Origin of the sequence: Polyangium mundeleinium, from assembly GCF_028369105.1 — a bacterium.
GTDB lineage: Bacteria > Myxococcota_A > Polyangia > Polyangiales > Polyangiaceae > Polyangium > Polyangium mundeleinium.
Genome location: NZ_JAQNDO010000001.1, coordinates 5191619 through 5217414, shown reverse-complemented (window position 1 = coordinate 5217414; position 25796 = coordinate 5191619). Strand labels below are relative to the sequence as shown.

At 70.5% G+C, this 25796-nt stretch carries 19 protein-coding genes; 11 read left to right on the top strand and 8 right to left on the bottom strand.

Features of this window, described 5'->3' with window-relative positions; genetic code table 11:
* The first annotated feature begins 23 nt into the window (after positions 1-23).
* Both POL67_RS20815 and POL67_RS20810 read left to right on the top strand, forming a co-directional pair.
* A complete protein-coding gene (locus POL67_RS20815) occupies positions 24-869 on the top strand; it encodes a hypothetical protein (RefSeq protein ID WP_271919662.1) in 846 nt (281 codons plus the stop codon).
* A gap of 58 nt (positions 870-927) precedes the next feature.
* Complete coding sequence (locus POL67_RS20810; RefSeq protein WP_271919660.1) at positions 928-3618, top strand: ion transporter; 2691 nt, start codon at positions 928-930, stop codon at positions 3616-3618.
* A gap of 3 nt (positions 3619-3621) precedes the next feature.
* Here the strand turns inward: POL67_RS20810 and POL67_RS20805 are convergent, their stop codons facing one another.
* The 6 genes from POL67_RS20805 to POL67_RS20780 all read right to left on the bottom strand — a co-directional run bounded on the left by POL67_RS20805 (position 3622) and on the right by POL67_RS20780 (position 12483).
* Positions 3622-4425 (bottom strand): hypothetical protein, encoded by an 804-nt coding sequence (locus POL67_RS20805; protein WP_271919657.1) that lies wholly within the window; start codon positions 4423-4425, stop codon positions 3622-3624.
* A gap of 23 nt (positions 4426-4448) precedes the next feature.
* The gene (locus POL67_RS20800) at positions 4449-5225 is read right to left on the bottom strand and encodes a hypothetical protein (protein ID WP_271919655.1); all 777 of its coding nucleotides are present in this window, start codon (positions 5223-5225) and stop codon (positions 4449-4451) included.
* Positions 5222-7651, bottom strand: a complete 2430-nt coding sequence (locus POL67_RS20795) for a TonB-dependent receptor (protein WP_271919653.1) — start codon at positions 7649-7651, stop codon at positions 5222-5224. The genes POL67_RS20800 and POL67_RS20795 overlap by 4 nt, the downstream gene beginning before the upstream one ends.
* A gap of 205 nt (positions 7652-7856) precedes the next feature.
* Complete coding sequence (locus POL67_RS20790; RefSeq protein WP_271919651.1) at positions 7857-8819, bottom strand: hypothetical protein; 963 nt, start codon at positions 8817-8819, stop codon at positions 7857-7859.
* A gap of 171 nt (positions 8820-8990) precedes the next feature.
* Positions 8991-10394, bottom strand: coding sequence for a sodium:solute symporter family protein (locus POL67_RS20785; RefSeq protein WP_271919649.1), 1404 nt, complete (start codon positions 10392-10394; stop codon positions 8991-8993).
* Positions 10395-10929: 535 nt separating this feature from the next.
* Positions 10930-12483 carry a serine/threonine protein kinase gene (locus POL67_RS20780; protein WP_271919647.1) on the bottom strand — a complete coding sequence of 518 codons (1554 nt, stop codon included), beginning with the start codon at positions 12481-12483 and terminating at the stop codon, positions 10930-10932.
* Positions 12484-12565: 82 nt separating this feature from the next.
* Between POL67_RS20780 and cyaY the strand changes: the two genes are divergently transcribed.
* Positions 12566-12901: an iron donor protein CyaY gene (cyaY, locus tag POL67_RS20775; RefSeq protein ID WP_271919645.1), complete on the top strand. Its 336-nt coding sequence runs from the start codon at positions 12566-12568 to the stop codon at positions 12899-12901.
* Positions 12902-12918: 17 nt separating this feature from the next.
* Entirely contained in the window at positions 12919-13833 is a 915-nt protein-coding gene (locus POL67_RS20770; RefSeq protein ID WP_271919643.1) for a matrixin family metalloprotease, read from the top strand.
* Here POL67_RS20770 and POL67_RS20765 read toward each other — a convergent pair.
* A complete protein-coding gene (locus tag POL67_RS20765; RefSeq protein ID WP_271919641.1) occupies positions 13802-15052 on the bottom strand; it encodes a hypothetical protein in 1251 nt (416 codons plus the stop codon). The two genes, POL67_RS20770 and POL67_RS20765, sit on opposite strands and share 32 nt — an antisense overlap.
* Positions 15053-15502: 450 nt before the next feature.
* On the opposite strand from POL67_RS20765, the gene POL67_RS20760 reads away from it, so the two are divergent.
* From POL67_RS20760 to POL67_RS20730, 7 genes are all read left to right on the top strand, one after another.
* On the top strand, positions 15503-17797 hold the full coding sequence (locus POL67_RS20760) for a pseudouridine synthase (protein ID WP_271919639.1): 2295 nt from the start codon (positions 15503-15505) through the stop codon (positions 17795-17797).
* Positions 17798-17850: 53 nt separating this feature from the next.
* Positions 17851-19341: an HD domain-containing phosphohydrolase gene (locus POL67_RS20755; protein ID WP_271919637.1), complete on the top strand. Its 1491-nt coding sequence runs from the start codon at positions 17851-17853 to the stop codon at positions 19339-19341.
* Positions 19341-20135, top strand: coding sequence for a lipoyl(octanoyl) transferase LipB (lipB, locus tag POL67_RS20750; RefSeq protein WP_271919635.1), 795 nt, complete (start codon positions 19341-19343; stop codon positions 20133-20135). Before POL67_RS20755 ends, lipB begins: the two co-directional genes overlap by 1 nt.
* A 322-nt stretch (positions 20136-20457) precedes the next feature.
* Entirely contained in the window at positions 20458-21078 is a 621-nt protein-coding gene (locus tag POL67_RS20745) for a hypothetical protein (RefSeq protein WP_271919633.1), read from the top strand.
* An 81-nt stretch (positions 21079-21159) separates the two neighbouring features.
* Positions 21160-21900 (top strand): hypothetical protein, encoded by a 741-nt coding sequence (locus tag POL67_RS20740; protein WP_271919631.1) that lies wholly within the window; start codon positions 21160-21162, stop codon positions 21898-21900.
* Entirely contained in the window at positions 21881-23302 is a 1422-nt protein-coding gene (locus POL67_RS20735; RefSeq protein WP_271919628.1) for a hypothetical protein, read from the top strand. The genes POL67_RS20740 and POL67_RS20735 overlap by 20 nt, the downstream gene beginning before the upstream one ends.
* A gap of 22 nt (positions 23303-23324) precedes the next feature.
* On the top strand, positions 23325-23894 hold the full coding sequence (locus tag POL67_RS20730; protein ID WP_271919626.1) for a hypothetical protein: 570 nt from the start codon (positions 23325-23327) through the stop codon (positions 23892-23894).
* Here the strand turns inward: POL67_RS20730 and POL67_RS20725 are convergent.
* Positions 23888-25720: a GAF domain-containing sensor histidine kinase gene (locus POL67_RS20725; RefSeq protein WP_271919624.1), complete on the bottom strand. Its 1833-nt coding sequence runs from the start codon at positions 25718-25720 to the stop codon at positions 23888-23890. The two genes, POL67_RS20730 and POL67_RS20725, sit on opposite strands and share 7 nt — an antisense overlap.
* Positions 25721-25796 lie beyond the last annotated feature (76 nt).

Sequence of the window (25796 nt, the reverse complement as noted above, 5' to 3'; positions counted from 1 at the left end):
ACCCGTTGGAGATGCAAGGAATCATGCGAAAGCTCGCCCTCCTCGTGGCCGCCGCGGCGGCGTTTGGTTTGTGGCCCTTCGCGGGCCGGCTCGGGCTCGTCACCGGATCGATCGCGCTGCTCGCGCTGGGCGTGCTGCTCTCGCTCGCGGCGAGCGCGACGATCGAGGGGCTCGCCGCGGCAGGCGGGGCGCTCGGCGCGCTCGCGGCGGCGCTCGTGGGACCGGCGTCACCGGCTGCGGCCGGCGCGGCGCTCGTGGCGCTCGCGTACGCGGAGCGGACGAGCCGGGTGAAGGCCGGGACGGCGCGGCTCGTGCACGTGGGCGGCGCGCTCGTCGCGGGCGCGCTCGCGGGGACGCTCACGGCGGCGTACGGGAGCGGCTCCTTGGCGATCCGCGTGGTCGCGTCGCTGGTCGCGGCCGTGCTCGCGGCGCTGCCGCTCTTCGTGGAGGCGGATGATCCCGTGGCGTACGCGCTCGACGGGCTCGCGGAGGATTGTGGCGAGGAGGCAGGCGCGTCCTTGCGGGAAGGCGCGGCGCTGCGGAGGCACGTGGACGAACGGCTGCTCGACGCGGCGGCGGCGCGCGAGGTGCGCGCGAGCTGGAAGGCGCTCGTGCGGCTCGGCGAGGCGCGGGCGCGGCTCGAACGAGCGCGCGCCGGTGGAAAGGGCGCGCTCGCGGACGCGCCCGCGGCGGTGGCGCGGCGCGTGGATCAACGCATCGGCGCGCACGTGGCGGCGCTCCGGCGCGCGTACCTGCTCGCGGACACGGCGCACGCGGCGGAGACGAGCGAGGACGTGCGGGCGCTCGAGGTCGTGGAGGCGACGGGGGAGAAACTCGAAGCGACGAGCGAAGCGTTGCTCTCGTCGTGACGGAGGCGCGCGAAGGCCGCTGGAAACACGGCCGTCCGGGGGTCTATGCTCGGGCGTGATGGCCCCTCGGGCACCGAGCCTCCCCCGCCGCGTCGCCGCGCTGCTCGACAAACGTCCGGTCAAGATCGCGCTCGCGATCTGCATCCTCGTCTCGCTCCTGCCCCTGCCCCGGCTGGAGAACGCGCTCCGGCCCGTCTTCCTCGTGGTCTTCACGATCGAGCTCGCGCTGCGCTGGATCGCCCTGCGCCGCCCCCGCGAGGAGATCAAGCGCTTCGAATGGTTTTTCCTCGTCGTCGATCTGCTCGCGCTCCTGAGCTTCGTGCCCTTCGAGCAGATCGGCGATCCCCGGTACGTGGCGCCGCTGCTCTCGCTCCGGCTCGCGCGGCTCTTGCTCCTCTTGCGGTTCGCCCGCGAGCTCGCGGCCGACGTGTACTCGATCGTGACGCGGCGCGAGCAGCTCCAGCAGTTCGGGCTCGTGACGGTCGCGGTCTGGTCGCTCGCGTTCGGCGCGGCCGTGGTGCTGGATCACCTGGCGATCCGCTACGATTACACGGGCGAGGGGATCGGGGCCGACGCTGATTTTTTCGATCGGGTGTGGTGGGCGTTCCGGCAGCTCGAGAGCGCGGACAACCTGGTCGGGTCGATCCGGGTGCCGGCGCCGATCGCGGTGCTCTCGCTGGGGCTCACGATCGTGGGCGTGTTCGTGGTGTCGTTCATCATCGGCATCGGCTCGAACATCGTCGATCAGGTGGTGCGGGCCGAGCGGCGGCGCACGGTCGATTACGACGAGCACTCGCTGGTGATCGGGCCGGTGCACGAGGCGGAGATGCTCGTGCGGGAGTTCGCGCGGCTCTACGAGCGGAACCGGATCCTGCGGAGCTTCTTCCGGCCGGTGGAGATCCTGCAATGGCTGCTCGGGCGCGGGGCGATGCCGCGCCGGCACGCCCTGCCGCGGATGGCGCTGCTCGGGACCACGGAGAATCCGCCCGGGTACCTCTACGAGCCGATGATGCGGTGGGTGATGTACCGCGAGGGCGACGGCTGGGATCCGGACGCGCTCGCGCGGGTGTCCGCGGCGACGGCGAAACGCGCGATCCTGCTGTCCCGCGCGGACGCGGGGCCCGACGCAGACGCGGTGACGACGATGACGCTCGCGTCGTTCCGCGCGCAGAACCACGACGCGCAGGTCTTCGTCGAGGTGGTGGAGAGCGAGAACCGCGCGCTCGTGATGGCGATCGGTGGACCTCATACGTTCCCGCTCGACATGCCGCGTTTCCTCGGTCTTTTTCTCTGCCAGCACCTCGTCACGCCGGGGGTCGAGGCGCTGTACACGGACCTCATGACGGCCGACGGGTCGGAGTTCTACACGCACATGTTCGTGGAGCCCGGCGAGGCGGAGGCGATCGAGGCGCTCGGCGGCGAGGACGGCTTTGTTCCTTTCGAACGGCTCGCGCGGGCGGCGTACGAGGAGCGCGGCGTGCTGCTCACCGGGGTTTTCCTGGGGGAGACGATGCCGCGGCGGACACGCGGGCTCGTGCCCGTGGCGAACCTGGAGCAATGGCTGAACCCGCTGCGTGATCCGGAGGTGGGCTCGGGCGCGTGGAAGCTCGGCGCGCGCGCGGGGCAGATCTCGACGAAGCTGCTGCGCGGGATCATCGGGGTCACGGCGACGTACGCGCCGCTGCGCAGGTACGGGCGGGATCTCGTGATGGGGCGCGGGATCACGCGGGCGGATCCACCGGAGGCGCCGCGGCCCGAGGTCCGCACGTGGGCCGAGGACACGCACATGGCGCGGGGGCTGCTCTCGCGCGTGCTCGTCGTGGGGTACAGCCCGGCGCTGCCGTCGATGGTGCAAGAGCTCGCGCGGTTCATGCCCGGCGTGGACGCGACGCTCGTGCTCGGCGAGCGCGGCGACGAGCGGATGCCGCTCGCGGCGCGCCTCGCGTCGCTCGGCATCGGCATCGAGCGGGACGTGCCGCCGCCGGGGCGCGAGGGCGTGACGATGCCGCTGGAGCACGGCGGGCGGGTGACCGTGTACACGCAACGCGGGCACGATCTCGCGTCGTTCGCGGTGGCGTGCGCGAAGAAGGGCGGGCCCGTGGGCGCGGTGATCTTCCTGAGCGAGCCCGACGCAGTGGATCGGGACGCGCGGACGACGCTGCGGCTGCTCCGGTTCGTGGCGGCGCTCGAGCGCGGCGAGCTCGCGCGGGGCGAGCGGCTGCACGTGCTCGCGGAGTTCGCCTCGGTGCAGAAGGGCGAGCACGCGCGGAGGCTCGTGGACGCGAAGAAATGCGGGTTCGCGTCGGCGGACAGGCTGCGGCTCTCGCTCGTGAGCACCGACCGGATCAAGAACTACTTCATGGTGCACAGCGCGTTCGTGCCCGGCGTGACCGCGCTTTACGACGAGATCCTCGGCGAGTACGGGCAGGAGATCGTGCGGCTGGAGCCGGGGGACCACGCGGCGGAGGCGAAGGGCGCGGTGCGGTTCGACGAGCTGCGGGAGGCGCTCGCGCCGCGGCAGGTGATTCCGATCGCGATCGAGCGGCGGACGGTGGACGAGCGCGCGCGGGAGCGGCTGGAGGTGCTGCTCAACCCGCCGCAGGACCGGAGGTTCGATCTGTCGGAGATCGTGGCGATCTACGCGCTCGCCGAGAGCCGTGATCTCGAAGAGCCGGCCGCGCGGGAGGCGCGGGAGCGAGCGCCCGCGGTGCGGACGGTGGGGCCGTTCGAGGCCTCTGCGGGCGCTTGAGGATCAGGGCGCGGCGCGCGGGGTCTCGTCGAGGACACAATAGAGCAGCGTGGGATCACATTTCACGCGGTAATCGGGGTTGATCCCGGAGGGCTGGACGCCCTCGGCGGCATTCCCTTTTGTAGCGCAGAGCGCGTCGTCCGGCTCGTCCGTGGGCTTGCCGTCGGCGTCCGCCTTCGCGCAATGGACCGCCGGGAAGAGCGCGACGAAGGTGTACGTCGCCGAGCAGCCCTCCATGAGGTCCTCGTACGTCATCGTGCCGACCATCTGCGTGCCCGGCGCGGCGGCGGTCACGTACACGGAGAGGTTCTCCCAGGTCTGTCGGAGCCGTTTGGCGGGCAACGTGACGGGGTTTCCCATGGCGTCCATGATCTCGGCCTGCGGGAGATCGAGCTCGGCGGCCGCGAGCGCGGCGGTGCCGGCCGCGCCCCCGGCAAAACAGAGATCCTTCTCGTCGGGGTTCGTCGTGTACGCACCGAGCGCATAAGGGATGTCATCCTCCCCTGCCCCGAGCCCCTCGCGCTCCCGGACGAGGCCGCCGAACGTGTCGGACTGGACGGCGATGCTGCGCTTGTCGTAATCGGCGAGGGTCCGATCTTCGTTGGGCGCGAGGAACGTGGAGACGCCGATCTCCTCGCCGACGAGGTCGGCGCATGAGCCCGTGCCCGAGACGAGCGTGTATTTCGCGATGAACGGCCCGTGCCCGACGACGCACTGGATCGGGGGCTGCGAGCACGAGGCGCCGCCGAACGAGCCGAGGCCGAGGCCGAGGGCCGCGACGGCGAGGAAGGAATGACGTTTCTTCATGGTTCGTCTCCTCGTCAGCGCGCTCAGAAGGTGACCCGCGCGTTGAAGCGGACCTGCCTCGGGAGCTGGAATCCGTTGGGGTTGCCGAAATTGGGGTTCTTGTCGACGTCGTCGAAGGGCTTGCCGTCCCAGTACACGAGCTTGCCCTTCGCCGCCGGGAGGTCGTCCATGGTGCCGCCGGCAATGGGGCGGACGTCGGCGAACGTGTAATTCGAATCGACGCCGGTCACGGCCTGGAAGTTGAAGATGTTGAAGATGTCGACGCCGAAGGTCACGCTCTTGTCCTTGCCGAGCTGGAAGCCGGCCGTGACGTTCGTGTCGATCGAATGGACCCACGGCGTCCTGCCGCCTTCGCCGCGCGGCAAGATGAAGACCTCGCCCGTGAGGTATTGCGGGTGCGCGCCGAGGACGTTGATGGGCGTGCCCGAGCGGGCGGTGTAGCTGCCGCCGACGCTGATGCTGACGTTGCCCGGCAGGATGAACTCCTTGGCGCCGAAGACCTTGATGGAGTGGGTGCGGTCGCCGGGGAGCGGGCCATTGCGGTTCGGCAGGAGCGAAATGAGATCGAAATCGGAGTTGATGTTCGGATCGAGCTGCTGCGTCTCGGGCCGGAAGAGGCCGGCGAGGTTGCCACGCAGGTACGCCGCGGTGTAGCTCGCCTGCGCGAGCCAGCGATTCGCGAATGCCTTCTCGAAGAAGATCATGAAGGAGTCGTAATCGCGGACGGCCTCGGGGAAGTCCTTGGCGATGCCGTGGCCGGGGTTTCCGATGAAGTAGGTGTTCGCCTCGTCCCGGCTCATGTCCTCGACGGCATGGTTGAGCGTTTGGTGGGTGTACGCGCCGCCGATGCGCGCGCCGGTGAAGATTTCGTATTCGCCGCCGAGGACGAGCTGGTCGGAGGACTGAGGCTTGATGTCCGGATCGACGGGACACGGTCGGAGCCGGTGGCGCCGAATTTCCGGGTGGGATCGGTGTTTCCGGTGATCGTGGTGAGGTTCTGCGGATCGTCACAAGCGCCGCGGACCTGCGCGGGATCCCGCGGATCGCAGACGTTGGATCCGCGCAGGGAGTAGACCTGGAGCTCGCCGGGGAAGGAGCGGTCGACGAGGTTCAGGGTGATGGCCTGGTAAAACCGCGCGAAATTGCCGAAGATCTTGGCCCGGCCTTTTCGGGTCGGATCCCAGATGACGCCGACGCGGGGCGACCACTGGTTCGGGAGCGTCATGCCAATGCGGCCGTCATTGCCCGTGACGACCTGCGCGTCGTAACGGACGCCGAGGTTCAGCGTGACACGCTCGAGGATGTTCCAGCTATCCTGGACGAACCCGCCCACGGTATAGGAGCGCGAGGTGGTGGAGAACGAGTTCAAGAAGACGGGGCGGTCGGGGCCTTCCATGAAGCCGAAACGGCGGGCGTCGAGGAAAAAGGCGCCGTCGGGGGTCTCGCGGAACGCATTGCCGCCGCTCACGCCGCGGGCGCTGGTGTAATCGAGGGCCTCGAAATCAATGCCGGCCTTGAGGATGTGCTGGCCGAGGAGGCTGCCGATCGCGGTGAAGATGGCCCGGCCCTGGATGCGGTTCTGAGAAGCCTCGCGCAAAAGGCCGGGGCCGCCCGTGGCGTAGTTGACGACGGGGCAATAGAGCGCGGCGATCTCCTGGCTGCCGCCGGGCGCGCACGCCTCGCGCGCGGCCGCCGGGAGGTTCTCGAATTCGGTGATCGGATACCGTCCGCCCGAGGACCTGCGCCACCCGACGTTCGGGATCCCCGCCATGGTGCCCGGCGAGCCGATGTCGGCGACGCCGCTGCCGTCGGCGGCGGCCTGGGTGACCGAACCGTAGACCCAGCCGATCGTCGTATCGAGCAGGTACTTTTTGTCCTTGAAGGACGAGGAGGTCTTCAGGACGACGTTGTTCGAGAACGATTCGTTGATCCCGCCGAACGCCGAGTACGGCCCTTGCAGGTTCGGCGCGGAGCCGCCGGTCTGGAGGTTGAACGGATAATCGCCGCTGCCGCCGGAGGTCTGCGGCACGCCGAAGACCGAGAGCGAGATGTTGTGGTCCTGGTTGGCCTTGAACGTGAGCTTTCCGATGTACTGGTACGTCCGGCTCGTGGCGTACTGGGTGGTCTTCGTCCCCGGCAGGAGCGAGGTCTGCTGAAACCCGGTCTCGGAATCGCGGATCGGAATGGGGTTCCCCATGGAGTCCACGGCGGGCGTGCCGTCCGGGTTTTCGACGTAGAGGAGCTTGTTCAGCGTGCGCTCGAGGCGCGTCTTCTGGATCGCGAGGCTCATGCCGGTGAAGAACCAGAGTCGATCACGCAGAAGGGGGCCGCCGAGCTCGAAGCCGATGTCCTGGATGGTCGCGAGGCTCGGGTTCGTCTGGATGGTGCTTCCCGCGCGTGGAATCCGGGTGCGCTCGCCCTCGAGCGCGCCGGGCGTGATGGCGCTGAAGAAGGAGCCGTGGAACGCGTTCGAGCCGCTCTTCGTGACGACATCCATGACGCCGCCGATCGAGCGGCCATATTCGGGCAAATAGCCGGCCGTGATGACGTTGACCTCGCGGACGAACTCGCTGGAGAGCGGCGTGCCGAGGATGCCGAACGCGGCGTCGTTCGCGGAGAGGCCGTCGATGACGAAGCCGTTCTCCGGGGAGGTCGTGCCATTGACGGAGACGCCGTAGGTGTCCGTGAAGGTGCCGGGGGCGATGGTGGCGAGGCCCTCGAAGGAGCGGGTCGCGCCGCCTTTGCCGGTGGGCGGGTTCGTCGGGACGCGCCGGGTGAACTCGGGGCCGACGCTGGTCTTGACGCCGGTCGTGTAATCGATCACGGGCGGCGTGGCTTCCACGAGGATCACGATGCCGGAATCGATGGTCTCGGGCAGGATCTGGATCTGGACGAGCGCCGTGCCGCCCGCGCGGAGCGTGAAGGGCTTGGAGGCAAAAGGCCGGAAGCCGCTGCCGCCGTCGGCGCGAATGACGTACGAGTCGCCTGGCGGCAAGCTCGGAATGCGGTAATTGCCTGCCCTGTCGGTCACGGCGATTTCCTCGCCCTGGAGCGCGGGCGAGGTGGCCGTGACGACGACGTCCGGGACCGGCTGGTTCGTCGCGGCATTGAGGACCTTGCCCTGCACGGTGGCACCGCCCTGCGCGAGCGCATCGCTGCCGAAGCAGACGATCGCCGTGGCGAGGGCCGGCGCGCAGAGGAGAAATACTCGATTCGGCCGTCTCACGTGGACCTCCCTCGAGCCCGCCCCGCGGGCTCGACGGCCCGAAGAGCAGCGACCGTGCCACACGGGCGCGGAGGGCATTCTCGCGAGAAACGAAGGCGATCATGAGCGGAGTGGGTTTCACGGCGCGCGATCTGCGCAAGAGGCCCTTGCACAGATCGCGCAAGGCCGTTCGATCAGGTTGCGCAAGCGGCGGGGCGCGGCGCCGTCATTGCTCGGTGTCGTCGCAGGGGTCGAGGCATTGTTCGTCGGCCGTGTCGGTCTTGCAGTCGCCGTCGTTGTCGACGCAATCCCCGCAGGCGTAGACCTCGCCCTGGCAGGTCGCGACCTTGCAGAAGTCGCCGCAGCCGCCCTGGCTCGGATCGCAGGTCTGGTTGCAGGGGCAGAGGGAAGGGTCCGGGATGCCTTTGCAGGTGTCGAGCAGCTCGTCGCAGACGTCGTTGGTGCAGGGGATGCCGTCATTGCACGTGACGGGCGTGCCCTCGATGCAGCCCTGGAGCGGATCGCAGACCTCGACGCCGTCGCAGAAGGTGCCGTCGTCGCAGAGGTTGTCCTGCGGGTAATGGACGCAGGTGCCGGTCGGGTCGTGGCAGAGGTCGTAGGTGCAGGGGATGCCGTCATCGCAATTCACGGGCGCGCCGCTGGTGCAGCCGAGCTGCGGGTCGCAGGTCTCCACGCCGTTGCAAATCTTTTCGTCGGCGCACTTCGCGCTGTCCGGACCATGGTTGCATTCGCCGGCGACGCATTTGTCGTGGGTGCAGTCGATGAAGTCATTGCAGTCGAGATCGGCAGAGCAGCCGGCCGATGCGCTGCCGAAACCGCCGCCGCCGGTGGGATCGATTCCGCCAGCGCCTCCGCCTCCGCCGGCGGCGACGCCTCCGCTTCCGCCGGCGCTTCCGCTTCCGCCTCCGCCGGCGCTTCCGCTTCCACCTTCACCGATGGAGCCGCCCGCGCCGGTTCCGCTCGTTTCGCCTCCCGCGCCGCCCATTTCACCGGCTCCGCCAGGTCCCACGGTCGCGGCGCCGACGCTGCCGCCGGTGCTCGTGGTGATCTCCTCCGACGCACCCCCGGGGCCCGTTCTCTGTTCGATCCTATCCGAGCCATGACACGCGGCGAGCGCACCCCATGCCACGAGCACGGCACCCGCCACGAATGCTCGATTCGTGTCCATGTAAGCCCCCCAGAAAGAAGTCAGGTGTTCCGGGGAAGAGTCTGACCCGCAAAAAATGGAAACTCCACGGCGGTTCTGCGGCTTTTCTCGCATTTCCGCGCGTGCTCTACGTCCGCGAAAAAGGGGGCTTCGTCCACGCGACGCGTCCATGCGTCGCGGCCGGAGGGCCCATCAGCCGGGAACGGAAGCGGAGACGCGGGGGCGACGGACCCAATGGACGGCGAGGGGCAAGGTCGCGAGGAGGAGGCCGACGAAAATGTCCTGGAGCCAGGGCGAACGGAGGCCGAACGCTCCCGGACCGAACTTGCCGGCGAGGGCTCCCACGAGGCCGAGCGTGAGGGAGACGAGCGCGACACGCGGGGGAATCGGCGGGCCGAAGAGGCCCACACAAAGGAGGGGCAGGAGCGAGGCGCCGAGGAGGGCGCCCGCGAGGGTCGAGAGGGAGACGATGTCGCCGAGGGGGCGGAAGGAGAGGAGGAGGACGAGGGTCGCGACGAGGAAGAGGATCACGCGGGTGCGGCGCTCGCTCGGCTCGCGTCGGACGAGCGGCGCGACGACGTGTTTTTCGAGGCACGAGGCGACGACGAGCAAAGCGGAGTCGAGCGAGGACATCGAGGCCGCGAGGAGCGCGACGAGGAAGATGGGGCCAAAGGCCGCGCCGAGGAGGCCCCGCTCGAAGACGAGGCGAGGGACGACCTCGTCGACGTCACGCACGAAGGGGACGAGCGAGCGCGCGAAGTAGCCGACGGGGAAGAGGCAGCCGAGGACGAGGAGGAGCAGGAGGGGCGCGAAGTGCCGGAAGCGGCGGGCCTGCGCGCCGTCGCCGAAGGCATAAAAGACCATGACCTGCTTGGGGTCGGCGACGAGTTTTACCGCGCCCGAGAGGCCAACGGCGACGAGCTGCGCGATGGAGAGGGGGCGAATCGGCGGAGGCGCGGGCGCCGAGGGCTCGGGCGAGGCGGAGAGGACCGCGACGAAGAGCAGGACCGCGCCGCCGAGGAGGACGACCGATTGCACGACGTCCGTGAGCACATCCGCCCATAAGCCGCCGAGCAGGCAATAGACGATCGTGACGAAGTACACGACGAGCAGGGCCGCGGAATACGAGAGGCCGAGGCCCGACGCGACGACGAGGGCCGTGCCTCGCAAGACGGCGAGGACGTACAGCAGGGTCGTGACCACGACGATCCACTGGACGAAGACCGCGAGGGGGCGGGATCCGAAGCGGCGTTCGAAAAAGTCCGGGAGCGTGAGGGCGCCGTTCGTCCGGGCGAATTCGGCGAAGCGCGGGGCGAAGAGGTGGAAGGAGAGCACGCAGGCGACGACGAGGAAGCCGCCGACGACACACCAGCCGAGGCCGACCTCGAAGCTCTTGCCCGCATGGCCGACGAAGGAGTTCGAACTGACGAAGTTCGCCATGAAGGAGAGGGCAAGCATCCACGCGGGGATCTTGCCGCCGCCTGTGACGTAATCGGAAAAGCCCTTCGATCGCCGGGTGACGTAGGCGCCGGCGAGGATCAGCGCGAGGAGGTAGCCAGCGACGACGAGGAGGGTGACGAGGCGATCGGTGCTCAACGGAAACGAGTCCTAGAGCATGGGCCGGTTCGATGCTTGGAAGATCGCTCCCGAGAGGGTCGCCTCGTGTCGACACCCGCCGGTCCTCGTGCACCACGGCGGTCGCTTCGTGTCGACACCCGCCGGTCCTCGTGCACCGCGGCGGTCGCTTCGTGTCGACACCCGCCGGTCCTCGTGCACCGCGGCGGTCGCTTCGCGTCGACACCCGCTGGTCATCCTACGCCGAGGGGGTCGCTTCGTGTCGACCCCCGCTGGTCATCGTGCACCGAGGGGGTCGCTTCGTGTCGACCCCTGCTGGTCATCGTGCACCGAGGGGGTCGCTTCGTGTCGACCCCCTCCGCTCATCGCGCACGCCGTGCACGCCGCCCGCTTGAGACCCACCTCCATGGTCTTGCCACGGGCCCGCTGGAAGAACTGCGCACCGCGCAGTTCTTCCACCCTCGGTCCAGGCCGTGCCTGGTTCGGGTCGAGGGGCGAACAGCCCCCGCGGGGACCGGGGCAGCGCCCCGGCGCGACGTCCCAACCCAAACCGCGACTAATGACGACCGGAGAGTGGATCCTTGCGGGGCACGGTGCCCCGAGGAAGGACGCTGGGCGCGGCCGAGGCGGAGGGGGCTGGCGCGACCGAGGAGGCCGGAAGGACGGTCGATCGAGAGGGCGAAGGCGGGGGCGTGACGCCTGCGCGGGCAGACGACGGGAGGCCCGAGGCTGCGGGCGCGGCGCTCGTCGTGGCGCGGGGGTCGTCGGTGCTGCTCGATCCGACGAAGCCGAGGCCGATCACGAGGCCCGCCGCGAGCGCCGCAGCGATGGCGAGGCCGACGAAGAGCGCGCCGCGCGAGGCGCGAGGTGCGGGTGGGATGTCGAGGGTCGGCCGCGCCACGACGTCGGCGGAGGTCGTGACGGCGGTCGTGCTCGGGGGCGGGCGCAGGTGCGCGGGCAGCTCGGGATCCGAGAGCGTGGCGGGGAGCTTGGGGACGGGCGGTGGCTTGATTGCGGGGAATGCGCCCGTGCTCGCGGGCACGGATGGAGCGGGCGGGCCCTTGGACTCGAGGGCGTCGAGGAGGATGTCGATGGAGTCACGCCCCGACGAGGGCGGCGCGCGCATGGTCTCGCTGTACGCCATGCCGCCGAGCGCGCGTCGTGAGGAGATGACGGCGTCGATGAGCGCGTCGCCCTCCTCGACGCCGAGCGCTGCGGCGAGTGCGGTGACGGCCTCGCCTGCCGAGCGGAAGCGCTTTCCGATCTCGCGGTGGCAGCAGCGGAGGAACCAGGCGTCGTAGGCCGGCCCGAGCACGGTCCCGAGCTCGCTCGGGGGACGGATGGGGTCGTATGCGATCTTGCCGATGAGCTCGGCGACGGTGTCGGACTCGAAGTGATCACGGCCGGTGAGGAGACGGTTCGCGACGAGGCCGAGGGCCCACACGTCCGTCGCGGCGCCGACGAGCGAGACGCGGCCTGTGGCTTGCTCGGGCGACATGAAGAGCGGCGTGCCGAAGATGCGGCCGGTCTGCGTGCGCGAGACGATCTGCGCGATCGTTGCTGCGTCCCCCGTGAGCTTGGCGATGCCGAAGTCGACGAGCTTGATGCAAGGGACGCCGTCGTCGCGCTCGATCAGGATGAGATTTTCCGGCTTGAGATCGCGATGGACGATGCCGAGGGCGTGCGCCTTGTCGAGCGCGCGTGCAGCCTGGCGCATGTAGAGCACGACCTCGGGGGCGGGGAGCGGGCCGCGCATGTCGAGCTCGGCGCCGAGGTCGCGGCCGCGCAGGTACTCCATCACGAAGAAGGGCGCGCCGTTGAGCTCGGGCGCGACGTCGGCGTCCGTGATACGCACCACGTGGTCGCTGTCGATCCGCGCCGGCGCGCGCGCTTCCACGCGGAAGCGGGCGATCTTTTCGGGGCTCGCCGCGGCCGGGTCGTGCAGCAGTTTGAGGGCAAACTGTTCGTCCGTGTGGACGTGCTGCACGAGGTGCACGGAGCCGACCGCGCCGCGGCCGATCTCCCGGATCACACTATACCGGCCGGCAATGACCAGGCCGGGGGTGATCTTCTTCTTCTCCGGCATGCGCGCGGCGTCCTCGGGTGGCACGCCATCCTAGTCAATCCGGACGCCAAACGAAAGCGGGGCGCGGCGGCTTGGCGGTCGCCTTGGGCCGAGGTAGGTTCGACCCATGAGCACCGAGGGCATCTCGGAACGGGACTTCGAACGGGCCGCGGACGACACGCTGCGCAAGCTCGAACGGGCGCTCGGCGACCTGGACGGGATCGAGGTGGATCTGCAGATGGGGGTCCTCACGGTCGAGTTCCAGGACGGAACGCGGTACGTCATCAACAGCCACCGCGCGGCGCGGCAAATCTGGATGGCCGCCGAGCGGAACGCCTGGCACTTCGACCCGCGCGCCGGCGGCGCGAGCTGGCACGCCTCGAAGGACGGCGCCGAGTTCTGGGCGACCGTGCAGGCCGTGCTTTCGCGCAAGCTCGGTAGGACGATCGAGCTCGCCCCCTGAGCGCGGGAGGTGCCTCCATGCGCTCGACGCCTCGCTTCGCCGTCGCGATCGGGATGGCGCTCGTGATGAGCGCCGCTTCGGACGCATACGCTTATTGCCGCGCCTCGACGTGCGCCGAGGGCCAGCTCTGCGGGCCGCCGCCGTGGGACGATCCGGCCTGCAAGCCGCTCCTCTGGAAGCGGCCTTGCGTGGGCGTGAGCCTGCAGGTGGAGGCCTCCGAGGAGGTGCCGTACCCGCTGGCCGTGGCGGTCGTCGAGGAGTCGTTCCGGGCGTGGGAGCAGCCGGTCTGCGAGACGGCGCTGCCCGGCCCGCCGAACATCCACGTGCAGAACCTCGGGCCCATCTTGTGCAACCGCGTCGAGTACAACTCGAACGCAGGCAACGCGAACATGGTGGTGTTCCGCGACGCGACGTGGACACACCCGGATGGGCCGCACAACATCGCGCTGACGACCGTGACGTTCGATACGCGGACGGGCGAGATCTACGACGCGGACATCGAGGTCAACACGCACGGCTTCCCGTTCACGACGTCGGACAACCTCGAGGAGGTGCAGACCGATCTGCTCTCCGTGATGACGCACGAAGCCGGGCACTTCCTCGGGCTCGCGCATGCCGAGGACGCGAACGCGACGATGTGGCCGAACTACACGTCGGGTAGCCTGCTGCCGCGCACGCTCGCGGCGGACGACATCGCGGCGATCTGCGAGGCGTATCCGCCCGCGGAGGAGCTGGTCGACACGGCGCGCTGCAATCCCCTGCCCCGCCACGGCTTCTCGCCGGAATGCGCGGCGAAGCAGACGGAGGGCGACTGCAGCGTGGGACGCGGGCCGGGCGCGAACGAGGCGGGACACGCGACGCTCGCGCTCGTGGCGCTCGGGTTCGTTGGGGCTCGAAGGATCAGAGCCCGAAGCGCACGCCGAGGCCGGTGAGGATCCCCGAGAGGGTCGGCGCGACGTCGAGATCGATCGAGACGCGCGGCGTGGGACGGAACGAGAGGCCGAGCAGGGGCAAGACGACCCACGGGTAGACGAGGGGCCGCACGCCGCCGGAGAACCAGCTCGGCTCTTCGTACCCGCCGTAATGGTCGACGTCCTTGTCGAGCTGGTTGCAGTACCGGAAGCTGCCCGGCGGATCGTTCGGCGCCGTGCAAGGACGGTACGTGTACGGATCCGCGGGCAAAAAGCCGGGCGGATACGCCTGCGTGCGGTAGAGGCCGCCGAGGAAGGTGTAGCCGACGCCGAGGCCCCCGCCGATGCGGAAGCGGACGCGCTGCTGGCGATCGAGCGGGACATTCCATACGAGCTCGAACGACGCCTGGAGGGAGGAGAGATCGGCAGAGACGATCTCGTACTCGGTGTCGGGCGTGCCGCGCGGCTTGAAGGGCGTGGGCGGCAGGAAGAAGGCCGCGTACCCGAGGGTGAACGTGATGTCGAGGTTGCCCGAGGGGCGAACGAGGCTCACCGCGCCGCCCGGCGCGATCACGGTGCGGCCGCCGTCGCCGAAGATGTTCATGGCGAAACGCGGGATGACGTAGCCGCGGTACGCCGCGCCGAGCCAGAGGCGTGGCTCCTTCGAAGGGACCACGGGCCCGGGCGTGGCGGAGGATCCGAGCGGCGCGAGGTCGAGCGTGACGACGCGGCGCTCGCGCTCTTCGAGGGTGATCGTCTCCTTGCGCTCCTTGCGGCCCTTGGCCTTCATCACGACCGCGAGCTCGTCGCCGGGATCGACCTTCTGCGGCTCGGTCGGCTGTTCGAGGGGCTCGCCGTCGATCGTGACGACGACGCCCTCGTAGCCTTTGGGGATCACGAAGGTGAGCGTGGGGATGCGGTCCTCGATCTCGCGCAGCTTGCGCTTGGCCATCTGGATGGCCGCGCGGTCGCCGCGGGTGTGGGTCCGATCGGGCGGCTCCTCGGCGACGACGCCGTAGAGGGCGCTCGCCTGGAGGAGCTCGGCCGCCATCTCGTAACAGCTCGCGAGCGCGACCGCGGTCTCGGGCCGGTGGCGGAGGCCCTCGGCCTCTTCGAGCAGCGGGACGGCGTCCCCGCACTCCCCCTTCCGGGCGAGCGCGATCCCCTTCTGCGCCTGCGCATCCCCGGGCGCGGCGCGCGCGGGCGCGGCGAAACTCCCCGCGGCGGCGGCGAGACCCACCCCGAGGAGGCGGCGGATCCACGTTGGCCCAGGACGATCCGGGCCTGTTCGTCGGTCGCGACCTGCGGCGCTGGGACGCCTCTTCGGCATGGCTCGGTCGATCGCGCGGGCGGCTAGAACCCTCGCCGGTCGGCATCCTACGCGGCCCCGAGCAGCGCGTGCCGACAAAGTTACCACCGCCCTCGTCCGGCGGTTGCCGAGGCCGACCCCGGGTCCGGCCCCGACCGGCCGGTGGTGAGATTCCCCGCTCGAAGAAGAAAACGATGGGCCGCGACTTTTCCTGCTTCGACGTCCCCGAGCGACGCTTGTAATCTACCGCTGATGGACCCAGGCGCAGGGAAAAACGGGCCGAATGGTCCCGATGGCACCCCCGGGGCCGCAGGTACCGGGCGGGGTATTCTTTCGAATCCCACGCGTCGGACCCTACGAGCCGGCGAGATCCCGTCGACCATGATCGAGTGCGTGCACGCCGAGCAATGCGGCGGCTGTCCGCTCATCGGGATGGATTACGCCCAGCAGCTCACGACGAAGCGCGCGCGCGTGGTGAGCGCGATCGTGCACTACCCGGCGCTCGAGCTTCTGTACACGCGCCAGGTCGTGCCCGGCGACCAGATCGTGGGCTACCGCGGCCGCGCGAAGCTCATCGTGTCGCCGACGGGCGGGATCGGGCTCTACGGTCGCTCCGGCAACCACGACGTGATCGACATCCCGAACTGTCGCGTGCTCGCGCCCGCGCTCGCCGAGGTGACGACGATCCTGCGCGGGCTCATCACGTCGCCGCCGCCCGAGGCCCGCGGGCTGCTCTTGCCGTACGATCCGCACGGCGGTGGTGTGCTCCGCGCGATCGATCTGCGCGAGGTGCACATGCCCGGCACGACGTCGCTGCCCGAGACGACGACGACCGCACAAGGCAACCGCGTCGGCGTGCTGCTCACGTTCGTGCTGCAACGTGATCGTGTCCCCTCCCGCGAGGAGCTCAAGGAGGCGGGGCGCGCGCTCCGGGCGCTCTTGCCGCGCGTCGTGGGGATCGCGGCGAACCTGCACGAGGCGGACGCGCCGCAGATCCTCGGGCCGGAGACGATGGTGCTCGACGGCGTGCCGCACGCCGAGGATCGCATCGGGCCGACGTACCACGTGGCCTCGTTTGGTTCGTTCGTGCAGGTGCACCGCGGCCAGGCGTCGCGCGTGCACGCGCTCATCACGCGCGAGATCGCCTCGCTCGACATGCAGCTCCTGATCGACGAGACGGGCACGAACCGGCGGCAGCCGAAGGTGCTCGATCTCTACGGCGGCTCGGGCGCGATCTCGATCGCGCTGTCGCACGCGAAGAACATCGTGACGATGGTGGAGTCGTTCGCGCCGGCGGTGCAGAACGCGCGCTCGGCGGCCGAAGCGCAAGGGCTCGGCAAGCTCGACGCGCGCGTCGGCGACGCGGCCGACGTGGTGAACTCGCTGCTCGCGAACAACGAGAAGTTCGACGCCGTGGTGATGAACCCGCCGCGACGCGGGGTTTCACCCGCGGCGCGCGAGGCCATCGCCCGCCTCGGCGCGCCGCTCTGCATCTACGTCTCGTGTGATCCCGATACGCTCGCGCGCGACCTCGATCACTTCAGCCGGCTCGGCTACACGTCGAGCGAACTCATCCCGATTGACATGATCCCCCTCACGGAAGAGGTCGAGACGGTCGCGGTGCTCAAGCGCGCGCCGCCTGCGCAGCCGCGCGTGATCTACGAGGACGACGACGTCATCGTGGTCGAGAAGGGCCCGCACGAGCCGGTCGAGAACCAGCCGGAGTACCTCGGCTCGCTGATGCAGCGCTGTCTGCGCTTGCCCGGCGTGTCGAACCTCAAGGTGGTGAACAAGCTCGACACCGGCACGAGCGGCCTCTGCATCTTCGCGCGGAACGAGGTGGCGCGGCAGCTCTGGACGACGGCGCTCGCCACGAGCGGTCGGCTCATCTACCTCGTCGCCGCGAAGGGCGTCACGCCGACGAAGGGCGCCATCGCGCGCGACCTGCGCGAGGGCGGCCGCAGCTACATGGCGCGGACGCGCTACCGTCGCCTCGCCGTGGCCTCGGGTCACTCGATCCTGCGCGTGATCCCCGACGGGCACAGGCCGCACCAGATCCGCCGCCACCTCGCGGCGATCGGGCACCCGGTGCTCGGCGACGAGCGGTACGGCCACGTGCCGACAAACCGCTACTTCGAGGAGAAGCACGGCCTCGATCGCTCGTTCGTGCACCTCATCCGCATCGAGATCGTGCATCCACGCACGGGCGCGAAGCTGCTCATCGAGTCGACGCTGCCGGGGGATCTGCGCGCGTCGCTCGAGCGCGCGACGGGCTCGTCCGTGATCAAGTTCCTCGAGCAGAAGCACGCGCTCGGCGAGAACCGGGCCTCGTCGATGCTCCCCGGCGAACCGGCGAGCGCGCCCCTGCCGCCGCCACGGCCGCTCGATCGCGGCGGCTCGCAGCCCGCGATCGGCCCGATGCCGACCGATCTCTCGCCGCCGCCGCCTTCGTATCCGCCGGACTCGCTCGCCGAGCCGATGTCGTACGCGTCGCCCGACTCGTTCGCGTCGCCGCCGTCGTACGCCTCGCCGACCTCCTACGCGCAGCCGCCCTCGTACGCGCCGCCCGGCGGCCTCCCTTCGCCGACCATCACGGAGGCGCCGACCGAGCACGTCCCCGAGCTCGACGAGTCGCCCCGCACGATCCGCCACGCGATCGTCTCCGACGACGACTGACGGCGCGGTTCATCTCGCCCGAAAAGTTGCAAGACATCTGGTAGGCTCGGCCCGTGCCGTCTCAACTCACGGAAGAGCGCCCGCGTATCCTCGTGGTCGACGACGAGAAGGTCATCCGCGACATGCTGGCGGATTTCCTGGGCATGGAAGGCTACATCGTCCGCACCGCGGAGGATGGCTCCGTCGCACTCGGGGAGCTCACGAAGTCGCACTACGACCTCATCATCAGCGACCTGAAGATGCCGAAGATGGGCGGCATCGCGCTGCTCGACGAGATCGGCAAGACCGCGCCCGACGCGCTGACCGTGATCATGACGGGGTTCGGCACGGTCGAGACCGCGATCGACGCGATGAAGCGCGGCGCGTACGACTACGTGCTCAAGCCCTTCAAGCTCGACGAGGTGATCCACGTCGTGCAACGCGGCCTCGAGAAGCAGCGCATGGCGGCGGAGAACCTGCGCCTGCGCGAGGCGCTCGGCCTGTACAAAGTCAGCGAGGCCATCCAGGCGAGCCTCTCGCTCGATCAGGTGCTCGAGACCGTGGCCGAGAGTTGCCTCTCGGAGGTGCGCAGCGATCTCGTGTCGACGTGGCTCGACGACGGTGAGGGCGGGCTCTTCGAGCGGCAACACATCCGCGGATCGACGCTGCCCGAGGACGCGGCGATCGGCGTGCTCGATCACGACAAGATCGCCGCGCACCTGCGCGCGGAGACGACGCTGCTCGAACAAGGGCCGCGCGGGCTCAAGTTCTTCTCGGCGCCGCCCGAGGTGCCGCTTTACTCGCTCGTCGCGGTGCCGCTGCGCATCGGCCAGCGGTTCATGGGCTTCATCGCGCTCGGCTCGTTCTCGAAGGGCCGCCGCTTCGAGGAGGGGCAACGGAAGCTCCTCAGCATCATCGCCTCGCGCGCCGCCGCCGCGATCGAGAACGCGCGCCTCTACCAGGATCTGCAGGCCACGTTCCAGCAGACGATCCAGGGCCTCGCGAAGGCGATCGACAAGATGGATCGCTACACCTCGGGCCACTCGGATCGCGTCGCGTTCTACGCCGTCTTCCTCGCGAGGCAGCTCGGCCTGTCCGCGTACGAGGTCGAGATCGTCCGGCAGAGCGCGCTCATGCACGACATCGGCAAGATCGGCTGCGTCCTGAACCTCAACAAGCCCGGCAAGCTCACGCAGGACGAGTACGAGGTCTTCAAGAAGCACCCGGTCTTCGGGCGCGACATCCTCGATCCCATCAAGTTCTTGCACCCGCTCATCCCGGGCGTGCACCTGCACCACGAGCGGTGGGACGGGCGCGGGTATCCGCTCAAGCTGAAGGGCAACGAGATCCCGATCATCGCGCGCATCATCGCCGTGGCCGACACGTACGACGCCATGACGAGTGACAGATCCTATCGCCGCGCGCTGCCGCACGAGGTCGCCGTGGCCGAGATCGAGCGCTGCTCCGGCTCGCAGTTCGATCCCGAGGTCGCCGCGAACTTCACGGACAACATCGAGGGCTACCGCGACGAGCGGCGCAGCGCCGGAGACAAGGTACCGGAGTAATGGGCGCGCGACAGGCGAAGGCGTATTTCCTCGGTCGACGGCGCTACGAGCCGATCCACGCGCTGCAGGAGCACCTCGTCTCGCTCCGCGCGGACGGGCACATCGAGGACCTGATCCTGCTCGTCGAGCACGAGCCCGTCGTCACGCTCGGCCGCGCCGCCGACGCGGGCAACGTGCTGCTCGGCCAGGAGCTGCTCGCCGAGCGCGGCGTCGATCTCGTCCAGACGGGCCGCGGCGGCGACGTGACCTACCACGGGCCCGGACAACTCGTGTGTTACCCGATCCTCGATCTCAAGCCGGATCGATGCGACGTTCGCCGCTACGTCCGTTCCCTCGCGGAGGTGATGATCCTGCTCGCGCGCGAGCTCGGGGTCGAGTCGGGCGTCGTCGACGGGCTCATCGGCGTGTGGGCCGATCGCGCCAAACCCGCGGAGTGGGCAGGCGCGCCCTGGGCCAGCGAGATCGCGAAGCTCGGCGCGATCGGCGTGCGCCTCTCGCGCTGGGTCACGATGCACGGCTTCGCATTGAACCTGTCCGTGGACCTCCCTTCGTTCGGGATGATCGTGCCGTGCGGGATCCGCGACCACGGCGTCACGTCGATCGAAGAGCTCGTCGGCCGCGCGCCCGCCGTGCGTGATCTCGCGCTCGGCTCTCACGAGATCCTTTCGCGCGGGCTCGAACTTTCCGTCCCGCGCGTCGAAGACATCGCCCACGTGTCCGATCTCGAAGCCGCGCTCGCGGAGGACCCCGTCTCTTCCGGCCTCGCAAAGCAAGAAAAACCCGCCGCCGGCTGATTCCGCATGCGGTCGCTTCGTGCGATCCTCGCGATCCGTGGGGTCTGCTTCTTCGCCTCCGCCTCCCCAGATCTCCGTCGCGCAGGCGGCAGCGGACCTGTCGCCGGTCGATCGCTGCCCGCGTTGCGGCGGCCGGGCGATGCCTGTACGGCGACGGAACAACCCCTTCCTCGACGGACTCGACATTGCGGTCGTCTGCGAGGACTGCGGGCTGTCGTTCCCAGCCAAACCGCCCCCGCCTCCGCCCTCGGGTCGGCCGCCCTGGTGATCCGCGCCCAACACGCGTGACACAGCCGGTATGCGCTGTGCTACGGTGCGGGCCATGTCCGTCGTGGCGGCGAGCGTCCTCGGCCTTGGTCTCGGGCTCAAGCATGCCTTCGAGGCAGATCACGTCGCAGCCGTGTGCACCTTCGTGGCGCGCGGCGGGACAGTCGCGCGGGCGGCCTGGTCCGGTGCGCTGTGGGGGCTCGGGCACGGGGCCGTGATGGTCCTCGCCGGCGGCGCGCTCGTGGCCTCCGGTGCGACTGTTCCCCCCTCGATCGCCCTCGCCCTCGACGTCGCCGTCGCCGTGATGCTGGTCGGGCTCGGGATCGGCGCGCTCGTGTCGCGCCGGCAGAAGCCCACGGAGGACAGCGCGGAGGACAACACGCCTCCGAAGACGGTCAAGCGGCCCCTGCTGGTCGGGCTCGTGCACGGCGCCTCGGGGACGGCGGCGCTCACGCTGCTCGTCGCGAGCACGATGCAGGCGCGCACGGCGGCGCTGGTCTTCGTGGGCGTCTTCGGGCTCGCGTCGGTGGTCGGCATGGCGCTCATCGCCGCACTCGTGGCCTGGCCGATGCGCTCGCTCACCCGCGTCGCCCCTTCCCTCGGCCCGCGCCTGCAAGCACTCGCCGGCCTCGGCTCGATCGCGGCCGGGATCGCCGTGGCAACGACGGTGATCTGACGCGCACACGGCGTGGAAGAAGCCTCGGACGGAGCGCTCCCCCGTGCAGCGGCGACCGAAAATCAGCTAAGAAGGGCGCCCATGGGCGCGACGCGGCAAAAGCAGCTCGGCAAGGCGCAAAAGGTCGCGCTCGCCAGCGTCGCCGTCCTGGCCACGGGCGCGGCCTCCTTCGTGACCGTGCCCGAGATCATGCTCGCGCACGGGACGCGGGAGGCGAAGCGGTGCCTCGTGTCGTACGAGTCCCCCGCGCCGCCGGAGGTCCTGACCTGCCGCGAGCCGATGGAGTGGATGCTCCTACCGGCGCGCCTGCCATGGACCGCGAACCGCGCGCGCTACCGGGCCGAGGAGCTCAACGCGCGGGTCGCGGTCGCGAACTACGTCGAGGCAGCCGTCGGCGCGCCCTCGGCGGAGCGCCTGGCCAAGGCGGCAGACGCGCTCGAGCTCGAAGCCGAGGTGGTGAAAAAGGGCTCGCAGCGGCTCGCGTTCGACGAGCTCGGTCCCTCGGTCGGCGCGCCGGATCTCGGGCGGGAAGCGGACGCGGTGGGGGATCGTCGCACGCTGCTCGCGCGGGGTGACATGTGGCTCGACTTCCGCGTGCGGATCGCGGCGATGCGCGCGGCCCTGCTCGAAGCCGATCCGAAACGCGCCGAGGCCCTCGCGCGGAGATACGCCGACTACGATCCGCGGGATCACGACCACCGCACGGCGATCGCCGCGGTGCTCTGCATGGGCGAGGACACGACGCGCGGCTTCGAGATGCTGCCGTTCGTGCAGGATGATCGGGCCGCGAAGGTACGAGGGCATGTCGCGGGATTTCGGTGAGATCCGCGCGCTGCTCGTCGCGTGCGCGGCGCGCGCGGGAAAATCGCCGCCGCCGATGCCGGAGACCCCGAAGGCGGGAGGCGCGGATGCGGTGGAGCAACGCGCGCTCCTCCGGCTGCGCCTCGCCACGGCCCGGGCGAACGGCGAGGCGACCGAGCCCGTGCAGGCGGCCATCGCGGCTGCGAGGTCGCTCCTGGAAAACGGGCCGCGTGGGCCGGGCGCGCGGGTCGCGCTCCTCGCGTCGATGCTCGCGGCGGGCGCGGATCTCGACGCGGCCGAGGTCGCTCGGCTGTCCCGCGCGCGCGACGACGAGGATCCGCTCGCCGCGCCGCTCGCGTGGACCGCGACCGAGTGGCTCGCCGAGCGGCGGCCGGTGCTCGGCGATGCGGAGCCTGCGCCGGTGGTCCCGGGGGCGACGTTCGTGGCGGCAGCGCGCGGGGTGCTCGGCGTCGAAGCGAAGCTCCGCGCGCCCAAGGAGGGGCCGCGCAGCGGGACAGCGGAGGCGCTCGTCGCAGCGAGGGGCGCGCTCTGGCTGGAAGCGGCGGCGGCGCTCGCGCGGGAGGGCGACGCGGCCTCCGGGGCGAACGCCGCGGACGAGGCCGCGACCGCGCTTGGCCTCGGGCCTCACGGCCGCGCGCTCGTGCGGTCGAACGTGTTCCGGCTCGCCGGGGATCGGGAGAAGGCGTTCGCGGAGCTCGCCGTGGACGACGCGCCGGCGAAGGACGAGCTCACGGGCAAGGCCGCCTCGGATCCGCGGGTCCCGGCGGCGGTCGCGCTCCAGCGTGCCGAGCTCGCCATGGCGCTCGGCAAGCGTGACGAGGCGCGGGCGTCGGCCGAACGCGCGGAGGCGCGGGCCACGGCCTGCCACGACGTGCTCCTCGCGGCGCGGGCGCGCTGGCAGCTCGGCGCGCTCGGCGCGCGGACGGCGCCGCCCCCTCCGTGGGCGGACGTCGAGGCGGGCACGGCGCTCTCGTGGATCGGCTTCGGCAACCCGCTCGAGCCGTTCCGGGCCGGCGACGCGACCTCGCAATCGGCGCGGGTCACGCGCGCGCTCGACGGCTGGGTCGGCCTTGCGGGCGCGGATCCTTCGCTCCGCCATGCGGCGCGCTGGGCGGCGCTCCGGGATCGCGGCGACGCGCCGCCCTGGCTCGGCGTGCACCTCGCGCTCGCGGGGCGCTTGATCGCGCCTTCCGAGGGGGACGTGGAGCTCTGGCTCGACGCGGCCTCGGCCTTCGACTTGCGCCGCTTCTCGCTCCGCTCCTATGCCTTCGCGCGGGCCGACGCGGCGCGCTTCCGTGGCGATGCCGAGGCCGCGACGCGCTGGGAGGCGCGTTATCGATTCTTGCGCGGCGTCGCTACGGATCCGACGCGGATCGAGCTCGCGCGGCACCTCGACCTGTAAAAGGTGCTATCGCATCTGTCCGATGCGACGGTCCCGCGCGCCCTTGCTCCTTGCTTCGATCCTCTCGATGCTGGCCTTTACGCCTGCGGCCGAGGCCTACGAGCGGCAGTGGCACGTCGGCGGCGGGCTCGGGTATTCGCTCGTCCTGCCCGGCGGGAGCATTCCCACCACGGCGACCTCGCTCCACGGCGTCGGCGCCACGCTCCACGGCACGTACGGCCTCACGGACACGTTCAACCTCCTCGTCCAAGTCGACGGCAGCTTCGCCCCCAGCGCGCCGCCTGTCCTCCTCGCCGGCGGCGGCGTGGGCGTTGGATACGTCCTCGATGTCCTGCGCTGGGTCCCGTGGGTCGGCGTCATGGCCGGCGGATATGCGGTCTCGGCCCTCGACCCGTGCGGCGCGGCCGGCGAGACGGGCTGCACGAGCGGCCGCCTCGGCCTCTCCGTTCCGCTCGGCCTCGATTACCAGGTCACGAGGAGTTTTACGCTCGGCGTCTCGGGCCGCTACGGCGTGCTCCTCCTCGGCCCGAAGGGCGGCGTCGACCAGATGATCGGCGCCTTCCTCCGCGCCGAATACGTCTGGGGTTATTGAGGCGATTCTTTCGACCGCCGGGATCGCGGCGCCCTTTTCGGCGCTTCGGGCACCCGCGCGGTCGGCACCACGCTCCCGCCCGGCGTCGTGCTCGACCGGGGCGCCTTCGGTTGGATCTTCTGCGTCGCGATCTGCGACGAATCATACCCTCTCGGCGACGACACGATGTCCACGCGGGGCGCCGTCCTCGACCGGTGCGACATCACCACCGCCGGGACCTTCGGCGTCTGCGCGGCATGCCCTCCGGACGGCGTCCGTGGCACCCGCTGCGTGGGTGCGCACACATCCGTATCCGCGGCGACCACGAGCGCATTCCCGACCGGGAGGGGCGCGCGGACGGGCTTTCGTGACGTCTTTTGCTCGATGGCCCTGGGGGCGGAGGTCCAGCCGTCGCGGGCCGTGGACGGGCCGGCGGGAAGCGACGAAAGCGACCCCAAAGGCTTGCGCCGGGAGGGCGGCGGCGGATGGTTCCGCGCTACCGACACGCCCGCCGGCGCGGCTGGCAGCACGGCCTTGAGGAGCGCGCCGCCGAGATCCGATCGATCGAGCTCCAACGTTCCCCCGTGCGCCACCGCGATCTGCCGCGCGAGCGTGAGACCGAGCCCGAGGGATTCTTTTTTCGTCGTGAAAAACGCGTCGAAGATCCGGGCTCGCACGTCGGGCGGGACACCCGGTCCCGCGTCCTCGACGCGCACGGCGACCTGCTCCTTGTCGCGCGTCACGGTCACGCACACGAGCGGCTTTTGCGGCTCCTCACCGACCTTCGCGCCCGCCTCCGCGGCGACCGCGCAGGCCTCGACGCCATTCGTGAGCAGGGCGAGCAGGAGTTGACCGAGATCACTCCGCTTCCCGACGACGACCGGCGACGACCCGTGCACGGCCGTCACCAGCAGATCGACGTTGCGCGCGCGCGCCGTGGGCTCGACGAGGGCCGCGGCTTCGTGCGCGAGATCCTCGAGATCCACAGGCTCCGCGCGCGAATCCTCCAGCGCCGAGAGCAGCCTCGTCCCTGCCGTCCGGGCGAACTTGAGCGCCGTCGTGGCTTCGTCCTGAATTCGCGCGAGATCGTCGAGCGCCGAGGCCACGCCGGGGAACCGCACGCGCAGGTGGCCGATGAGCTTCTCTTGCTCCTCGAGCTGCGTGCCGAGCGACGACAGCGGCCAGCGCATCTCGTCGGCGAACCCCGCCGCGAGCGAGCCCAGGATGGCCAGCCGCGCGAGCTTCGTGTCCGTGCCCCGCCGTTCGTGCGCGGCCGCCGCGGGCTTCACCTCCTCGGTCGTGAGGGCTGCGGCGCGCCCCCGCGCCTTTTCGTGCGCCATCGAGAGCGCGAGCATGTTCGCCGCCGTCTCCAGCACGAACGGCGCCTCGGGCGACAGCATCTCCGCCGACGGCGTAGCGACGACCAGCGTGCCGAGCACGTCCCTGCCGATCAGGATGGGCGCGGCGAGGATCGTGCCCCAGCCTGCGCTGTTCACGAGCTCCCGATCGATCCGCCCCGCCAACGCCGTGACGGCATCCATCTCCGTCGTGACGCGCCTCTTCTTGGCGGCCGTCTGTGCTGGAAACCAGGGCACCTCGGCGCTCGCGAACGTGCCGATGTAGGCGCGCAGCGTCGCGGGCAGCCCCACGTCGGCCTTCAGCTCGAGTCCGTCCTCGGTGGCCTCGTAGGCGGCGCCGCGCTGCGCGCCCACGCCTTCGAGGACGAGCGCGAGGGCCTCGGAGAGCAGGCCGCCGGTTTTTCCGCGCGCGAGCAGCCCCGAAAGGCCGAGGAGCGCCTGGAGCGAGGGGCTCGGCCTTGTCGTGGCGGTCGTACGGCGGGCGGCCATGATGCTCCGAGCGTACTCGGAATCGGGGCGTGGGCGAAAGAGATACGCGCCGGCCCTCAGCGACGCGCGCGCGCCG